Source organism: Pseudomonas antarctica (assembly GCF_001647715.1).
GTDB classification, from domain to species: Bacteria; Pseudomonadota; Gammaproteobacteria; order Pseudomonadales; family Pseudomonadaceae; genus Aquipseudomonas; species Aquipseudomonas antarctica_A.
In genome coordinates this window covers 3873341-3890460 of sequence record NZ_CP015600.1, presented here as the reverse complement: position 1 = coordinate 3890460, position 17120 = coordinate 3873341, and the positions used below count along the sequence as shown (strand labels likewise).

17 protein-coding genes are annotated in these 17120 nt (G+C 63.1%); 14 read left to right on the top strand and 3 right to left on the bottom strand.

Translation table 11 applies throughout. From position 1 onward, the window contains the following. Positions 1-775: 775 nt before the first annotated feature. Both A7J50_RS17420 and A7J50_RS17415 read right to left on the bottom strand, forming a co-directional pair. The gene (locus tag A7J50_RS17420) at positions 776-1237 is read right to left on the bottom strand and encodes a winged helix-turn-helix domain-containing protein (RefSeq protein ID WP_064452931.1); all 462 of its coding nucleotides are present in this window, start codon (positions 1235-1237) and stop codon (positions 776-778) included. A gap of 70 nt (positions 1238-1307) precedes the next feature. Further along, positions 1308-4523 (bottom strand): type III effector HrpK domain-containing protein, encoded by a 3216-nt coding sequence (locus tag A7J50_RS17415; protein ID WP_064452930.1) that lies wholly within the window; start codon positions 4521-4523, stop codon positions 1308-1310. A gap of 609 nt (positions 4524-5132) precedes the next feature. Here A7J50_RS17415 and A7J50_RS31675 point away from each other — a divergent pair. The 7 genes from A7J50_RS31675 to A7J50_RS17385 all read left to right on the top strand — a co-directional run bounded on the left by A7J50_RS31675 (position 5133) and on the right by A7J50_RS17385 (position 10916). Next, positions 5133-5294, top strand: coding sequence for a hypothetical protein (locus A7J50_RS31675; protein WP_016969018.1), 162 nt, complete (start codon positions 5133-5135; stop codon positions 5292-5294). 100 nt (positions 5295-5394) lie between these two features. Next, positions 5395-6279 carry an FHA domain-containing protein gene (locus A7J50_RS17410; protein WP_064454962.1) on the top strand — a complete coding sequence of 295 codons (885 nt, stop codon included), beginning with the start codon at positions 5395-5397 and terminating at the stop codon, positions 6277-6279. A 139-nt stretch (positions 6280-6418) separates the two neighbouring features. Beyond that, positions 6419-6775, top strand: coding sequence for a hypothetical protein (locus tag A7J50_RS17405; protein WP_064452929.1), 357 nt, complete (start codon positions 6419-6421; stop codon positions 6773-6775). Continuing rightward, positions 6775-7110: a tetratricopeptide repeat protein gene (locus A7J50_RS17400; RefSeq protein ID WP_064452928.1), complete on the top strand. Its 336-nt coding sequence runs from the start codon at positions 6775-6777 to the stop codon at positions 7108-7110. Before A7J50_RS17405 ends, A7J50_RS17400 begins: the two co-directional genes overlap by 1 nt. Next, positions 7107-9245, top strand: coding sequence for a type III secretion system export apparatus subunit SctV (gene sctV / locus A7J50_RS17395; RefSeq protein ID WP_064452927.1), 2139 nt, complete (start codon positions 7107-7109; stop codon positions 9243-9245). Before A7J50_RS17400 ends, sctV begins: the two co-directional genes overlap by 4 nt. Next, positions 9242-10522 carry a type II and III secretion system protein family protein gene (locus A7J50_RS17390; RefSeq protein ID WP_064452926.1) on the top strand — a complete coding sequence of 427 codons (1281 nt, stop codon included), beginning with the start codon at positions 9242-9244 and terminating at the stop codon, positions 10520-10522. The genes sctV and A7J50_RS17390 overlap by 4 nt, the downstream gene beginning before the upstream one ends. Positions 10523-10535: 13 nt before the next feature. After that, positions 10536-10916: a hypothetical protein gene (locus A7J50_RS17385; protein ID WP_064452925.1), complete on the top strand. Its 381-nt coding sequence runs from the start codon at positions 10536-10538 to the stop codon at positions 10914-10916. Positions 10917-11734: 818 nt separating this feature from the next. On the opposite strand, the gene A7J50_RS17380 is transcribed toward A7J50_RS17385, so the two are convergent. Beyond that, positions 11735-12499, bottom strand: coding sequence for a tetratricopeptide repeat protein (locus A7J50_RS17380; RefSeq protein ID WP_064452924.1), 765 nt, complete (start codon positions 12497-12499; stop codon positions 11735-11737). A gap of 48 nt (positions 12500-12547) precedes the next feature. On the opposite strand from A7J50_RS17380, the gene A7J50_RS17375 reads away from it, so the two are divergent. Genes A7J50_RS17375 through A7J50_RS17345 form a run of 7 tightly spaced genes read left to right on the top strand, consistent with a single transcriptional unit; the run spans position 12548 to position 17108 of the window. Continuing rightward, positions 12548-13111 (top strand): hypothetical protein, encoded by a 564-nt coding sequence (locus tag A7J50_RS17375; RefSeq protein ID WP_064454961.1) that lies wholly within the window; start codon positions 12548-12550, stop codon positions 13109-13111. Positions 13112-13123: 12 nt separating this feature from the next. After that, on the top strand, positions 13124-13366 hold the full coding sequence (locus A7J50_RS17370) for a hypothetical protein (RefSeq protein WP_064452923.1): 243 nt from the start codon (positions 13124-13126) through the stop codon (positions 13364-13366). A 9-nt stretch (positions 13367-13375) separates the two neighbouring features. After that, entirely contained in the window at positions 13376-13810 is a 435-nt protein-coding gene (locus A7J50_RS17365) for a hypothetical protein (protein WP_064452922.1), read from the top strand. A 4-nt stretch (positions 13811-13814) separates the two neighbouring features. Then, positions 13815-14597 (top strand): type III secretion system inner membrane ring lipoprotein SctJ, encoded by a 783-nt coding sequence (gene sctJ, locus A7J50_RS17360; protein WP_064452921.1) that lies wholly within the window; start codon positions 13815-13817, stop codon positions 14595-14597. Beyond that, the gene (locus tag A7J50_RS17355; protein WP_064452920.1) at positions 14594-15208 is read left to right on the top strand and encodes a hypothetical protein; all 615 of its coding nucleotides are present in this window, start codon (positions 14594-14596) and stop codon (positions 15206-15208) included. Before sctJ ends, A7J50_RS17355 begins: the two co-directional genes overlap by 4 nt. Continuing rightward, positions 15205-15789, top strand: coding sequence for a type III secretion system stator protein SctL (sctL, locus tag A7J50_RS17350; RefSeq protein WP_064452919.1), 585 nt, complete (start codon positions 15205-15207; stop codon positions 15787-15789). The genes A7J50_RS17355 and sctL overlap by 4 nt, the downstream gene beginning before the upstream one ends. Beyond that, a complete protein-coding gene (locus A7J50_RS17345; RefSeq protein ID WP_064452918.1) occupies positions 15786-17108 on the top strand; it encodes a FliI/YscN family ATPase in 1323 nt (440 codons plus the stop codon). The genes sctL and A7J50_RS17345 overlap by 4 nt, the downstream gene beginning before the upstream one ends. Positions 17109-17120: the final 12 nt, after the last annotated feature.

Genomic DNA, 17120 nt, shown 5'->3' with positions numbered 1-17120 from the left:
GCAGTTCAAATGTGGGAGCTGGGCTTGCCCGCGATGGCGGTGTATCGGTAACAGCGGGACTGACTGACCCACCGCCATCGCAGGCAAGCCAGCTCCCACACTTATTTGTGTCTGACCAGAATTCTGCGCCCGCCGCAGTCCAAATGTGGGAGCCGGGCTTGCCCGCGATGGCGGTTTATCAGTAACAGCCAGGCTGACTGACCCACCGCCATCGCAGGCAAGCCAGCTCCCACACTTATTTGTGTCTGACCTGAACTCTGCGCCCGCCGCAGTCCAAATGTGGGAGCCGGGCTTGCCCGCGATGGCGGTGTATCAGTAACAGCCAGGCCGACTGACCCACCGCCATCGCAGGCAAGCCAGCTCCCACACTTATTTGTGTCTGACTAGAATTCTGCGTCTGCCGCAGTTCAAATGTGGGAGCCGGGCTTGCCCGCGATAGCGGTTTATCAGTAACAGCCAGGCTGGCTGACCCACCACCATCGCAGGCAAGCCAGCTCCCACACTTATTTGTGTCTGACCTGAATTCTGCGCCCGCCGCAGTCCAAATGTGGGAGCCGGGCTTGCCCGCGATGGCGGTGTATCTGTAACAGCGAGACTGACTGACCCACCGCCATCGCAGGCAAGCCAGCTCCCACAGTTGACCTGGGTGGCTGATTGATTGAGGTCAGATCACGTCACACACCCGTCGCTCACCGCCAGCTCCCAAAGGCTTGGGTTGTCACCACCGGCGTGAATCATCAACGGCCTGTTTTTCCCACGGCATGAGCCGGCCCGATCAGCTGTTTTGCAGGCTTATCTGAGCAAACTGCGGCATCATCCCGGCACCTCGGCAGTGTCGGCAGCCATAGACTCCAAGTACGACGGGCTCCTTCGCCACGTCGACGTGCGCACGTTGGACCCAGGTGGGGGCGACAAAGCGGTAACCCTGGCCGGGCGCCGTGGCGATGTAGACAGACTCGTCGTCGCCGAGTGCGCGGCGCAGGGTCTTGATCTGTGTGCGCAGGTTGCATTCCTCCACCACCGTTTTCGGCCAGGCGATACCGAGCAATCGGTTTTTTTCCAGCAGTTCCCCAGGCCGTGAGGCGAGGGCGATCAGCAGGGTCAGGGCGCGGCTGCCCAGCGCCACGGGTTGCCCGTGCTTGAGCAGCAGATGACGTTGGGGCAGCAGTTGGAACGGGCCGAAGTGGATCTCGAACGAGGCGTCATCGGTGAGGTGGCTGCGAGTCGAATACGTCATGTCTTTTACCTTTATGCGTGGGAATCACAGCTCGGCGTGGCTCCTTTTCACCCCGAGCTGCCGGGAAGGGTCAGGTGTTGATGGCAGGGATCGGGTCTGCCGGGTAATCGCCCTCCATGGTCGGGCCGCCGGTCAAGCCGTATTGCTGCAGCACCGGTGCCAGCTGCCCGTAAAATGCGTCTTGCGCCTTGCCGTGGGCATCGGCCAGCGCGAACGGCAAAAACGCACTGCCGATACCGCCGAGAATCGCCGTGGCGCCGCCGAGAATGCCGCTGAGGGTGCCCGCCACCGCGCCGATTTCCGTGGCGCCATACAAACCGGCACCGGCTTCCACCAGGCCCGCCACGGCTGCGCCCGTGCCGAGTACACCGGTGGCGACCGAAAAACTGCCGGTGAGGTAATCACCTTTTTTCAGCGAGTCGACACCGCCGATAATCCCGATTACGCCGCCGATGATGCCGCCCGCCGACCCGATGATCTTGCCCGCCGCGCCGATATTGGCGATCTGCTGCGGTGACAGCGGGCCCTTGCCCACCGGCACCTTGCCGGGGAAATCGCCGAGGGTGCCGCCGTCCGGGCGGTTGACCCACGTGATGCCATAGCCGGCTTCCTTGGCGTATTTGGTACCGCCTTCGAGCAACAGCCCGGCAAATTGCAAGCCGGCCGACACGCGGTTGGCATCCGCCACCGGGGTGGTGCTGCCGCTGGCCGAACGCGCCATCAGCACGCCGCTCATCAACACTGCACTGCCGATGTGCAGCAGGCCCTGTTTGAATGCCGGGCTGACATCGCCGAACTTCATGCCTTCGATGGCTTTCGGCAAGGCGTCGGCGATCTTGTTGCCCTGGCGGCCGATGTCCCATACCGAACGCAGCATCGAGACCACTTGCGCCGGGTCAATCTTGCCGCCGTCGGAGGTCACGAACATCTGCGGATCTTTTTGCTGAGCATCGTTGATCGCGGCGGTGACTTTGGCTTCGTCAAAGTTGCCGTTGCCATCGCCGAGCGTGACGTTAAGCGTATCGGTGGTGGCGCCACCGAGCAGCGCATCGCTGAGGTTTTCGTTGAAGTTGACCTGCAAGGTCGCCGCCTCATCCGCCGTCGCCTTGTCACCGAGGAACGCCTGGGCCGACGCGGTGCTTGCGGCGAAACTGCTGGCTGCGACGGTCGGGTCCATGCCGGCGGCCACGGCGTCGGTGAAGGCTTTGCCGGTCACCAGTTCGTTCTTGTAGTAGCTTTGGATCGCGTCGCTCTGCCCGGCGTTGGCGGCGACTTTGGTCAAGTCGACATGGCCATTGCCGCCCAGCGCCAGGTTGGCGATGGTCGCGTCGTTGGCAGCGTTTTGCAGGCCCATGCCCATGTCGATCTGCTTGCCGTTCTGGTCCTTGGCGTTGAGGTTATCGTTGAGGTTCTTGCCTGACTCAATGCCATCGGCAAAGTAATTTTGCATGGCGACTTTCAGGGTCGGATCGCTGCCGACGATATCGCTCAGCGCAGGGCCACGGTTGTTCTGCAGGAACGCCTGGACGTCCGGGTCCGCCGACAGGGTCTCAATGCCGCTTTGCAGCTGCGCCTTGATCTTGTCTTCGTTGGGGTTCAGGCCGTAGTGAGGCGAGGTGTACTTGTCCATCAAGCCTGCGTTGGGCACATAGTCGCTGACCAACAGGCGCGTCTGCGCATCGCTCAGTTGCACCAGCACCGCGGCTTTCTGTGCGCCCGTGTAGTTTTGCGGGTTGGCCAGGATGTCGGCGGTCAGCTTGGAGGTGTCCACACCGGCGACGGCATCGCGGGTGGCGGCGCTGTCAAGGAAGGTCAGGGTGTCGCTGTCGGTTTTCGGCGCCTGTTTTTCCAGCCAGGCACCGATATTGTCGCGGGTGCCAACGGCGTCTGATTTGCCGGTGGCCGGGTTGTCGCCGCCGGTTTCGAGGGCGTGGAACATGCCGGGTTTCGACCACATGGCGGCGGCACCCGTCAGCTCGTTGCTCAGGGCCGAATCGCTGCCCAGTGCCTCGAGGTTGTCGGGGCGAATCATGCCGTCGTTGCTGCGCTGTTGATCGCCCGGGCGCATGGCGGTGCCGGAGCTGGCCACCAGGCTTTCGTTAGCCATCACGATGGCGGCGGACTTGGCGTTGGCTTTGGCCAGGTCGCCTGGATGGCTGCCCATGAATGTGCCATAGGCTTTCGATGCTGCACCGATGTCGCTCTTGGTGTTGCTGATGAAGTGGTCGACGTCGGCGTGGGTGATGACATTGTCGGCTTTACCGCGACCGCCGCTGTCCAGCGCCGCCATCAGGTTTGGGCTGCTGGCTACGTACTTGAGTACTGCCTGGGCTTCGGGTGGCAAGGTGGTGGGCGGGTTGGCGAAGTCGATGGGCGCACCGTGCAGGCCCCACGCGTCCCAATTCTGCGAGAGCAATTGCGCGGCGGCGCGGGGGCGGTTCAGGTCCAGTTCTTCTTTGGTGGGCGTGCCGCTGGTGTTGCCGGTGAGGGTGTCCCAGTCCCTGGCGCCGGACACACCGAACGACGAGTTGTCGATCCACGAGGTGTCTGCAGCACCCGCCGCGCCGGTGGTCCCGGCGTACAACTTGGCCATTTGGTCATAGAGCGCGGGAGTAATGTCCTGGGACACGATCACCTTGTCGCCGGAGGCGGTGTTATAGCGAATCAGGCCGGGCCCGACTTCTTCGGGAGGGCCGACGTTGGCGGCCGGGTCCAGGGTCTCGTTGGGGCTGGCCAAACGGTAGCCTTCAGCCTGGCTGGCATTGATTGCAAACAGCTTGGCCGAGTCGCCGCTGACCTGGGCGAACAGCCCCGGGGTTTCTTTCTGGCTGACCACAATCCTGTCGCCGGAAGTGGTTTCGTAGCGGATCAGCCCGGGGCCCAGTTCCGTCGTGCTGCCGATCGCCTTGTAGTTGCCCAGGCCTGGCGCCACGGTGCTGGCGTCGGCCTCGATGTAGCCGGCCGCTTTGCTCGCGGCGAGGTTCTTTTCCAGGTTCGCATCGCTCTGCTGGGCGTCGTACTGGTCAACCAGCGTCTGGTAGAGACGCGGGTTATCACTTTGCTTGAGGGTGACCGGCTTGTCGCTGCCCAGCGGTGTGTAGGTGATGCTGTTGTTCGCCGGTGCCTGCACATTCTGATAGGGCAGGGGAATCGACGGGCCACGGATTTTGGAGGGGTCGAAGGCAGGTTGGTTGACGGCCGTGAACAGCGCGGTTTCGAATTTTTTCTGGGGGCCGTCCGTGCCCTTGCTTTCGGCCGGATCAAGGCCACTCGGAATCGCAGTCATAGAACACCTGGAAGTTGTTTCATATATTAAAGCCCGCGCACTAAGGTTTTCGGCTATTAGTGCAACTGTACTAATTACGCGCACATCACTAGTTGTTCGCGGGCATTGAAGGTCGCTCACGCCGAGCTATCAAACGCGATGAGCAAGTCGCTTTTGTTACAAATGGAAATATCTGCGAAGTTGGGCAAAAGGCTAGTAGTGAAAAATGTGAAGTCGATACGAAAAAAATGCAGATGCCGTGATGAACCGCTCGTTTATAGGGTGGGAAAGAGCGGCTTAGTGTTCAGCCATATTCGAGTTCAGGTGCGCAATCCCCTGTAAACACTGGGTATTGGCGGTGTTTTGGCTTTTCGTTAAAAGTTCCACGGCGACACGGGGATGAGTTTTTCTCAACGCCAGGTTGAGCCAAACCGTTCACACCCGGTATCTGAAACGTTTCACAAGCTTTCACAGCGAAGGCGTTTTGATCGTGAGTAGTATGGCCCCCATGCAAACCAACGACGGTTCGAAAGCTCACTGTCTGACGTTTTGGGCGTTCATCCGGTTTGCATACTTTCAGCGTGCTGATGCGCAACTGAATAACTTCCCTATCACTGCAAGGAGATGAACATGGCTGATGTCCCACCAGTAAAAGCAGGCGGCGCCGACGACGCTATCGCGAAGATGGAAGCGACCTTCAACATGGCTATCGAAAAGTCGGCAAAAATCACTGAAATCAGCACCGCCAAAAAAGCGGAACTCGACGCCACCAAACAGCGTCCGCAGAACTGATTCGCCAAACGGGCGGCGCCGGCGCTGCCCGTTTACTTCTGGCCCGTATTTATCCTGATTCTTGACCCCGTTGCACATGCTCAAGGGGGCAAACCCGAAAATGACAGCCTTGATTTCCATGGGCCCGGTCGCCGGTATTGGCGTACCGACCCTGACGGTGACCAGCGGTTTGCACCAGGGCAGTTCCCTGGTGCTCGACCAGCCTGTCTACACCCTCGGCGCGGACCTCGCGGCCGACCTGGTACTCAGCGACCCCGCAATTGCCGGCCTGCACCTGCGCCTGCGTTTTGAAGGCGGCCAGGTCGCGATTGAAGCGTTGGGTGGCGACGTGCTGCTCGGCGCGAATGTGCGCATTCCCCAGGGCAGCGGCCATCGCGCGCGACTGCCTTTGCACCTGCGTATCGGCACTGTAGGCGTGAGCCTGGCACTGCCTGAGGGGGCTGAAAAACCTGCGCACGCGCCCCGCACATTTGCGCCCTGGATTGTCGCAACCGCCTTGCTGTTTCTCTGTGCCGCAGCGCTGGCGTTTCGCAATGACTCGCCGCCGGCGCCCCCGGCAGCAGTCGTCGACGTTCCGGTGGTGCAAGCACCGTCTCACGAACAGGCCAAGGCCTGGCTGGAGCAGCAACTGCAAGCGGCGCATTTGGATGCGGTGAAGGTCAGCAGCAGTAATGGCCAACTGAGTGCCGTCGGCAGTTTCGAACAGTCACAAAAACCGCAATGGCTGGCGCTGCAACAAGCCTTCGACCAGCGTTATGGCCAGCAGATCGTCCTCAACCCCCGCGTCGCAGTGCGTGCCGATGCTGCGCGGCCGCGGGTGCGGTTCCAGGCCGTATGGTTCGGCACTAATCCCTATGTGATCAACGACAGCGGCAAACGCCTGTACCCCGGCGCAGCGCTCGCGGACAACTGGGTGCTGGAGCGCATCGAGAACAACCAAGTGATTCTCGCCCGTGGCGAGGAGCGCTTTACCTTCACCTTATGAGTCGATCTATGGAATGCACGCACTCCAACTGTGGGCGCTGGCTTGCCTGCGATGGCGTCGGTACAGCGCGCCTGGGTGCGGGTTGGCCGACCGACATCCCCACCCTTGACGATGCCCCATTCCTGACACAGGCCCACGCATGAAAGTCGAACCCCGCCCGTTGATTCCCAGTGATGTGCGCAGCGCGCCGGTCGAGGCCGTTCGCGCGGTCAATTCACGCCAGGCCACCGCCTTCGAAGCGGTGCTCAAGACTCGCAAAACCCAGACCCGGCGCTCCCTGCGCGGTGACCTCGAAGCACTCACCAGCGCCGCCGGTGTTGATTCGTTGCTGTTCGGCAGCGCCCGTTCCCTGGAGTTGCTGGAACACGTGATGGAACACCTGCTGCCGACGCTGGACGCGGAGCCTGCAATTAAAGCGCTGGCCCACGACCTGATCCGCGAAGAGATCGATATGCGCCGCAACCTCGAACAGCAACGCTCGGAGGTCCATGCCTGATGGCCCGCGATAACCACGACGCCGTGCAACTGCTCAAGGGCATTGGCGAGCTGTACCGGCGCAATGGCCAGTCCCAACGTGCGTTGGTGATGTTGCTGATTGCGGTCAGTGTCGCGCCCCATGACGGCGTGTTGCTGCGTTCGCTGGTGCTGGCGTTTACCGACAGCGGCGACGCCACCCGCGCGCTGGGTGCGCTCGACCGCCTGGTGGCGCTGGAAGGTGAGTCTGCCAGCCTGTTGCTGCTGCGCGCTCGCGCGCTGTGGTACGGCGAGCGCAAGGACGAAGCGCGTCAGTGTTTCAAACGCTACCTGGCCGCACGCAGGGCCGGCGCATGAGTGCACTTAACCGCCTGAACACCCTGGCGCGCATGGCGGCCCAGCGCACAGACGTGATCATCGTCGCGTTCATGCTGATGGCGATTGTGATGATGATCATCCCGCTGCCCACCTACCTGGTGGACATGCTGATCGGCCTCAATATTGCCCTGAGCATCCTGATTCTCATTGTTGCGTTCTACATCGGCCACTCCGTGGAGTTCTCCGCGCTGCCGCCGTTGATCCTGCTCAGCACACTGTTTCGCTTGTCGTTGTCCATCACCACCACCCGCTTGATCCTGCTGCACGGCGACGCCGGGCATATCGTCAAGGCCTTCGGTGACTTTGTGATCGCAGGCCAGGTGGTGGTCGGTATGGTGGTGTTCCTGATCATTACCGTGGCGCAGTTCGTGGTCATCACCAAGGGCGCCGAGCGTGTGGCGGAAGTGGCCGCGCGTTTCACCCTGGACGCCATGCCCGGCAAACAGATGAGCATCGACAACGACCTGCGCAATGGCGATATCGACCAGGCCGAAGCCCGTCGCCGGCGCTCGCGCCTGGAGCGTGAAAGCCAGATGTTCGGCGCGATGGACGGCGCCATGAAGTTCGTCAAAGGCGATGCCATCGCCGGCCTGGTGATTCTTGCGGTCAACCTGCTGGGTGGCATGCTGATCGGCATGATCGAACGCGACATGCCGTTCGGCGTGGCGGTGCACACCTATTCGCTGCTGACGGTGGGTGACGGCCTGATCGCACAGATTCCGGCGCTGTTGATTTCCGTGGCGGCAGGCACCGTGGTCACCCGCGTCAACAGCGACGGTGAAGCCGGTGACCTGGGCAGTGAAATCATCAAACAGCTGGGCGCCAGCTACCGTGCACTGGGCCTGACCGCGTTGATCATGATTGGCGTCAGCCTGTTGCCGGGCTTTCCCACTTGGGTGTTTCTCGGGTTGTCTGCAGCCTTTGGCGGTGCGGCGTTCGTGATGTATCGCCGGCATACCCGCCAGCCTCAAGGCGAGTTGGAAACGTTGGTCGAGACGCCGGAACCGCTGGTCGAAGCCCAGGCCGAACTGGACGACAACCTGCTCCCCGAGACCCGCGTGCTGCTGACCCTCGGCAGTGGCGTGTCCCAGAGCGCGCCCCGCCAGTTGCTGCGCCAGCGTGTCGAAGCGCTGTGCCACGACCTGCGCACCGACCTCGGCGTGGACGTGCCGGTGCCGGGCATCTACATGGAGGCCAAGGCCACGCCCGGCAGTTACCGCGTATCCCTGGAAGGTGTGCCGGTGAGCGAAGGTGAACTGCCGATTAACTGCCTGCTGTTGCAGGACGATCCGGTGCATGTGCAACTGCTGGACATCGCCACCGTGCAAGCCGATTCGCCGCTTAACGGTCGCAGCGCCCATTGGATTGAGCGCCAGCACGAAGAGACCTTGCGCAACGCCGGCATTGGTTTCCTGCTGCCCGATGAAGTGTTGCGCGGTGTGCTGGAACGCAGCCTGCGCCGGTATGCCGCCGACTTCCTCGGCATCCAGGAAACCCGTCTGTTGCTGGAGCGCACCGAAGCCACTTACGGCGAACTGGTGAAAGAAGCGTTGCGCCTGGTGCCGTTGCAGCGGGTTGCCGAAACCTTGCGGCTGTTGGTCGGTGAAGGCGTGTCGATCCGCAACCAGCGCGCCTTGCTCGAAGCCATGGTGGAGTGGGGCGCGCGCGAAACCGACGCCGGGCGCCTGGCCGAACACTTGCGTGCGGCATTGGCGCGCCAGATCAGCCATCACTACGCAGACCGTAATCGCGTGATCGGCGCGCTGGTACTGGCGCCGGGTCTGGAAGACCAGTTGCGCGCATCCCTGCGCCGCCAGGAGGCCCAGCGCGAATTGATCCCCGAAGACGTCAGCCGTGCCTTGCTCGCCCAGCTGCGCCAGGCCTGTGAGAACACGCGTGAGGTCAACAGTGCGGTGTTGCTGGTGCACCCGGAGCTGCGCCGCAGCCTCCGTCGGCTGGTGCTGCGCGGCGAATTGGAGCTGGCGGTGCTGTCGTTCCGCGAGCTGGCCACCGAATACAACCTGCAAGCGTTGGTGACCATCAGCCTTACTGATATTTCGAACCGCCGTGCGCCTGCCACGGCCTCCGTCACTTCCCTGGCGTCTGCCTCATGATGCGTTTTTGTGTGTTGTTGCTCGCTTTGATTTCGTGTGCCAGCCAGGCCCAGGAGATTGCCAATGGGGCCGGGGGCTCGATCAACCTGGCGTCCGGTGAGGGGCGGATTTTGCATTTTGCCGCGCCGGTGGATTCGGTATTGGTGGCTGAGCCGAATGTGGCCGACCTGCAGGTAGTGTCGCCCGGTACGCTCTATATCTTCGGCAAGGCGCCGGGCAATACCAGCCTGATCGCCCTCGGCAACGACGGCAAACAATTGGCCAGCCTGACCTTGTCCGTCAGCAGCGGCGCCCAGGCGGTGACCACGCCGATGCAGGAACTGCACCCCGGTAACGGCGCGCAGATTACCGGCGCCGGCAACCGCCTGATCGCCAAAGGCACCGTCGGTTCGGTGGCCGAAGCGACTGACCTTAACGCGCTGCTTAACCCTCAGGGCCAAGGCTTTCAGAGCGCGATCAACACCACCGAATACGCCGGCGCAGCCCAAGTGAACTTACGGGTGCGCTTTGCCGAAGTGTCCCGTTCCGAGTTGCTGCACTACGGCGTGAACTGGAACGCGATGTTCAATAACGGCACGTTTTCCTTTGGCCTGATCACCGGGGGGCCGTTGGCGGCGGCGACGGCAGGTGGTTTGGCGACTGCAGGCACCGGCTCGGGCAATGTGAATATCGACGGCATGCTCGACGCGCTGCAGGCCAACGGCATTTTGCAGATCCTCGCCGAACCGAACATCACCGCCATGACCGGCCAAACCGCCAGCTTCCTCGCCGGTGGCGAAGTGGCGATTCCGGTGCCGGTCAACCGGGACCTGGTGGGCATCGAGTACAAGTCATTCGGCGTGTCGCTGCTGTTCAACCCGACCTTGTTGCCCAACGGCCGCATCGCCCTGCAAGTGCGCCCGGAAGTCAGCAGTGTGGTCAGCGGCGGCACCGTGGATTTCGGCAACTTCCATGTGCCGTCCTTCAGCGTGCGCCGTGCCGATACGCGCGTGGAAGTCGGCAGCGGGCAGACCTTTGCCATTGCTGGGCTGTTCCAGCGTCAAAGCAGCCAGGACATCGAGAAACTGCCGCTGTTGGGTGACTTGCCGATCCTCGGCAACCTGTTCCGCTCCAAGCGCTTTCAGCGCAATGAAACCGAGTTGGTGATCCTGATTACCCCGTACCTGGTGGAGCCGGTGCGCAGCCGCACGCTCGCCACGCCCCTGGACGCACAACCGGCTACCGCAGCGGCCACCGGACCGCGCAGCGGCGGGGCGTTCGGTTTCTACATGAATTGATAAGGGGCCTGCCATGACTGCTTTGCGTATGTTGATGCTGTTGCCCCTGGCTCTGATGGGTTGCCAGACCCACTTGGCGCCGGTGTATTACTCACCGGAATACCGGGCGGATGGTTTGCCAAGTCAGTGCCAGCAACCGGCGGCCAAGGATGCGATCGGGCTGGATGAGGATTTCAAGCCGACCTTGCCGTTGGGCTGTGCGAACAATTTGAATTTGATGCAGATGGTCGAGCGCAAGCAGGACCTGAACCAGGGCCGCGCCACGGGACCTGCCATGGCCGCGCCGGTGGGGCGTGCGGCGCAGGTGTACATCGAAGGATTTGATCGTGAGCAGTTGCAGCGGCGCAAGGATCAGCAGGAAGCCAAGGCCGGCGCTACCGGAGGTCAGCAATGATCGCGCGTACGCCGATGTCCTGTGGGAGCAGGCTTGCTCCCGAAAGCGGCCTCATCGCCGAACACTCTCCAACTGATGCGCCGCGATCCAACTGTGGGAGCTGGCTTGCCTGCGATAGCGGCCCCATCGCCGAACACTCTCCAACTGATGCACCGCGATCCAACTGTGGGAGCTGGCTTGCCTGCGATGGCGGCCCCATCGCCGAAAACTCTCCAACTGATGCACCGCGATCCAACTGTGGGAGCTGGCTTGCCTGCGATGGCGGCCCCATCGCCGATCACTCTCCAACTGATGCACCGCGATCCAACTGTGGGAGCTGGCTTGCCTGCGATAGCGGCCCCATCGCCGATCACTCTCCAACTGATGCACCGCGATCCAACTGTGGGAGCTGGCTTGCCTGCGATAGCGGCCTCATCGCCGATCATTCTCCAACTGATGCACCGCGATCCAACTGTGGGAGCTGGCTTGCCTGCGATAGCGGCCTCATCGCCGATCACTCTCCAACTGATGCACCGCGATCCAACTGTGGGAGCGGGCTTGCTCGCGAAAGCGATGTGTCGGGCGCCGGGGATCTTTGGTCGGCGTACATATCCACTGCTGCGGTAACGGCCGCCTGCGGCTCCTTCCTTACAGCGGGTCACTTTTGGAAAGCCTGGAAGCCGGCCCCGCCAAAAGTAACCAAAAGGTCTTCGCCCCACCACTCGGCACCTCGCCAGGGCTCGGTGTGCCCTCACGCAGGCTTGAGTCCGTGGGCCGCCGCACTGGGCCATCCTTGGCACAGTGCGGCTAACCCGGCGTCCCGCCGGGCTAATCCTGTATCAACGCGGATCAACCAGCCCCAGTTCCTTGGCCTGCGCCATCGGATCACTGATTGCCTTGATGCGCTTGGCTTCGATCACCAATCGCGCGCGCTCGGCGGCGGGAATATCGTCCAACGGCAATCCGGCAACCTTTTGCTCATAGCCCGCCAGCACCATCACCAGCAGCTCATTACGCTGATGCCGGGGCAGGGCGCGGGGCGATTGAGTGACGGGGGCGATGGTGTCCAGCGCCTGTTGCGACTGCCCGCCGAGGGCATAGGCCAGGGCCAGGTTGCAGCGGCTGTCGAGGTCGTCGGGTTGCAGGCTGAGGCTTTTGGCGAAGGCGGTTTGTGCCGCAGTGGCCTGGCCGTTCAGGACTTGGGCGATGCCCAGGCGGGTGTAGGCGACGGGCAGGTGGCTGATGTCGGCAGCCTGGCCCAAGGCAGTCACGGCGCGTTGGGTTTTGCCCAACTGCAACTGCGCAGTGCCGAGACCGAGCAGGGCGTCGGCGTTGTGGGCGTCCAGGCCCAGCGCTTGCTGGTAGGCGCGCTCTGCGCCCAGCGCGTCCTTGGCATCGAGCCTGGCCTGGCCGAGCTTGAGCCACAACTCGATGCCGGCCCCCGGTTGCTGGGTGGCGCGCTCGTACAACGCAGCCGCGCTGGCGTAGTCGCCGCGCTTGCTCAGGTCGTTGGCCAGTTGCAGGGACTTGTCGGAATCGGTCGCAGGTTTGCTGGAACAGGCAGCCAGCAACAGGGTACTGGCAAGCAGGAAATTCTTGGTCATCGTCACAACTCGTCGGGCGAAGGCGCAGGCCATGTAAGCATATTTTTGCTGGCGCTCCTATGTCTGTTCAGCGCTGGTTTTGCCCACGCTGGCGAAGAGCCCGAATGGTTTTCCAAACCCTATGCCTACGTGCTGGTCGATCAGGATGTGCGCAGCGCGCTGGAAGAATTCGGCCAGAACCTCGACGTGCCCCTGGTGCTCTCGGAGAAGGTGCGCGGCAAGGCTCGCAGCACTATTCGCGCCGCCACCGCCGGTGAGTTTCTGCAAACCCTGTGCAGCACCAACGGCCTCACCTGGTACTTCGACGGCAACCTTCTGTACCTCAACAGCAGCGACGAGATCAGCACCAAATTGTTCAAGGCCAGTGCGCTGAACCTCGACCAGTTGCAGGGCTATCTCAATACCCTCGATGTATTCGGCCAGCAACTGTCGATGCGCAGCGGCCCCGAGGGCGATGAAGTATTCGTGACCGGCCCGCCGCCGTATCTGGCGCTGGTGCAACAGCATGTGGATCACCTGCAACCCACGGCCGTGGCCGCCCCGGTGGCGCGCGAGCGCGGTGTGCGAGTGTTCCGCGGCGCGCAAGTCAGTACCGAAACCCCAACCCAGTAAAGGAGCAGCACCATGTCCGTAACGGCCGTAGACACTAACCTCGCCCCCGGTGGCGTCAGCCCTGAAGCCAAGTTCAACGCCGCAGTGGATAACGCCAAGTCGGCGGATAAACCGGCAGATACCACGGACGCGGACGACGCCAAGTTCAACGATGCGTTGATCACCCAGGCCGTCACCATCGGCGGCCAGTTCATCATCATGCCGAAGATGCAGGAACTGCTGAACGACGCCATGTCCGATGACGACGAAGAGTAGGAAGCCCCTATGACTATCAGTCTCGCCGCCGGCGCCACGGCCTTGCCGCCGTCCGCCGGTGCGGGGCCCGCCGGGGCCTCGCAGAACCTGTTCGAGCACATGGCCAACACCGCCAAGGGCATGCCCGAAGGCGCGAGCCCGCACCAGATCGGCTCGGGCCTGATGGAGCGCATGAACAGTTTCATCGACCGTACACGGGCTTTTTCCGAGCGTGCCGACCTGCTCACCAACAACCCGTCGGCACCGCCGCCGGCCTCGGCTGAGATCCGCACCGCGAGTGTTTCACCGTCCGCTGAGCCTGGGAAAAAGGTCGGCGAGCAACAGGTCGATCAGATCGTCCATTCCCTGGGCAAGATGTTCGACTACTCCATCGAAACCCAGATGGTGGTGCGCGGTGCGACGCAGATTTCCGGTTCCGCCAACACGTTGCTCAAGGGTCAATAACACCATGCCAAGCCCAAACCGCGCACTGCGTCTGTTGCTGATCGGCCTGCTCGCCAGCCTGCTGCAAGCGTGCAACACCGACCTCTATACCAACCTCAGCGAACGCGATGCCAACACCATGGTCGCGGTGCTGCTGCGCGGTGGGATCCCGGCAGAGCGCAAGACCCAGGACAACGGCCAGCTCAAAGTGGTGGTCGACGAGGAGCGCTTCGCCGAAGCCATGACGCTGCTCGACAACGCCGGTCTGCCGCAACAGAGTTTTTCCAATATGGGCGAGGTGTTCAAGGGCAATGGCCTGGTGTCCTCGCCGGTGCAGGAGCGGGCGCAGATGATTTACGCCCTGAGCGAAGAACTGTCGCACTCGGTGTCGCAGATCGACGGCATTGTCGCCGCCCGTGTGCACGTGGTGCTGCCGGACAATGACTTGCTCAAGCGCGTGATTTCACCGTCTTCGGCCTCGGTGCTGGTGCGCTACGACCCGGGCACCGACATCAACACGCTGATCCCGCAGATCAAGACGCTGGTCGCCAACGGTATTTCCGGCCTGAACTACGAAGGCGTCTCGGTGACCGCGATCAAAGCCGCCGTCGCCATCAGTCAGAACCCGGCGCAACCGCGGCTGGCCCGCTTTATGGGCTTGTGGCTGTTGGAAGACAACCTGCCCCAGGCACGCTTTATGTTTGGCAGCCTGCTGCTGGTCGCCCTTGGCGCTCTCGGGGTACTCGCCCGCCAGCACTGGGCGCGGCGCCAGTCCCAGGCGTTGTATGTGCTCAAGGAGGGTGAATGAGCGTGTTGGAGCGCTGGCAAGGGTTGATCGCCGAGCCTTTGCAGTTTGTGCGTGGCCCCAGCCTGGGCGCGTGCTTCGCGGCTGATTTGCCGGATGACGTGCTGCACGCCCTGCAGGGCCAGCCGCGTTTTCGTCAACGCCTGGAGCAGTTGCTGGTCAGCCATTACCAATTGGCGCCCCTCGCGCAGTTGGTCACCCCACAGGTGGCTGATCTGCCGGTATTGCTGCTGTCACCTGCGCAATTTGCTCGCTTGCCGAGGTTGTGCGGCGCCATCTGGCACGGCGCGACGTTGAGCCGGGAGATCCGACGCGATGTGGTCCAGGCGTTGCGTGAAGGCCTGGGCGCGGAGGTCTTCGTTCAGGCCCTGGCTTTGCGCCAACTCGGCGGCGCGGCGGATTTGCTGCGTGAGCCTGCCGAACTGATCGAGGCGATCGACCGTGACGGCCACGGCTGTGTTGCCGCGTGGCTGCACGCCCAGCACGCCGATTGGCGGGGTTGGCTGCGTTTGCGTTTCGACTTCCCCAAGGGCTACAGCGCGCGGTTGCCGCGTGACCTGGAGATCGTACAGGCCGCCGCCGCGTGCCTGCTGGCCGAGGACATCACCCCATGAGTGAATTACCGAGCCGCCCCACGGCGCGCATTTTGCGCGCTGAAGACGCCGCGCTGTGGAGCGATGGTTTTGCTTTTCTGCAGGCAGCCAAAGCGCAGGCCGAGCAAATCAAGGCCGACAGTGACCAGTGGCTGCAAGCCGCCCGCGCCGAAGGCTTTGAAAGCGCGCGGCAAGAGGGCGCCGAACACGTCGCGCAATTGCTGGTGCACACCCAGTCTCAAGTGCAGCAGTACTTGAGCAGCCTGGAGGCGTCGCTGGCCGACCTGGCGTTGGGCATCGTGCGCGAAGTGCTGGGCGACCTGGACAGCGCCGATCGTGTGGCGCGGTGTACGCGTCAGGCCTTGAGCGCGTTTCGCCAGGACCAGGCCTTGACCCTCTGGGTGCCGCCGGCCGAGGTCGACGCCCTGCGCCAACGCCTGACGCTCGAAGGCCTGGCGATTGCCGTGGCCGGGGATGAACAGCTGGGTGCCGGCCAGGCCCGCCTCAGCAGCCCGGCCGGCTCGGTTGAACTGGGCGTGGAAGCCCAATTGCAAACCCTGCGCCGCAGCCTGCTGCCCTTTGCCGAAGAAGGTGTGACATGAACCTGGAGCTGCTGCTGCCACGCCTGACTGAGCGCCTCACCCAGACACGCCTGCGGCCGATGCACGGCACCGTGTTGAGCATTCGTGGTGTGCTGTTGCGCGCCAGTGTCGCCGGGGCGAGCATCGGTGAATTGTGCCAATTGCGCGACCCGGTCAGTGGCCGCAGCTTGAGTGCCGAGGTGATCGGCTTTGAGGGTGACGAGGCGATTCTTTCGCCCATCGGTTCCATGGAGGGCCTATCCACCCGCACACAAATCACCGCCACCGGCGAGACCCTGGGTGTGGCCGTCGGTGACGCGCAGCTCGGTCGAGTGATCAGCCCCATGGGCGACTTCCTCGACGGCGACGGCCTACCGCCGACCCTGGCCTTGCAACATTACCCGTTGCACGCTGAACCACCGGCACCGTTTTCCCGGCAATTGATCGTGCGCTCCATGGCCCTGGGCATTCGTTCCATCGACGGCTTGCTGACCCTGGCCCAGGGCCAGCGCATGGGCATCTTCGGTGAGCCAGGCGTGGGCAAGTCGTCGTTGCTCGCCAGCATCATCCGCAACAGCGAAGCCGATGTGATCGTGATTGGCTTGATCGGCGAACGGGGCAGGGAAGTGCGCGAACTGCTCGACGTGCAACTGGATGCCCCGGCGCGTGCGCGCACGGTAGCGGTGGTTGCCACCTCTGATCGCCCGGCGGCCGAGCGCGTGCGGGCTGCGTTTGTCGCTACCGCCCTGGCTGAATATCACCGCGACCAGGGCCGCAACGTGTTGCTGTTGATGGACAGCCTGACGCGTTTTGCCCGCGCCCAGCGCGAAATTGGCTTGGCCGTGGGCGAACCACCGACCCGTCGCGGGTACCCGCCGTCGTTTTTCTCGATCTTGCCGCGTCTGCTGGAACGCGCCGGCCCCGGCCCCACCGGCAGCATCACCGCGTTGTACACCGTGCTCACCGAAGGTGACGCCGCGAGTGATCCGGTGGCCGAGGAAGCCCGCTCGATCCTCGACGGGCACATCGCCCTCAGTGCCGAACTGGCCCAGCGTAACTACTTCCCGGCAGTCGACGTATTGCGCAGCCGTAGTCGCTTGATGGAGCAAGTCGCCGGTGAGGAACACAAGCGCCTGGCCCTGCGCATTCGTGAGCTGATGGCGCGCTACGGCGAGATCGAAATGCTGATCCGCGTGGGCGAGTACGCCGCCGGCAGCGATCCGTTGGCCGACGAAGCCATCGCTCGCCACGCCGCTATCGAAGCCTTCTTGCGCCAGAACGCGGATGAACCCAGCAACCTGGAACACACCTTGATCCGCATGCGCCAGGTATTGGCATGACACAGGAGCGAA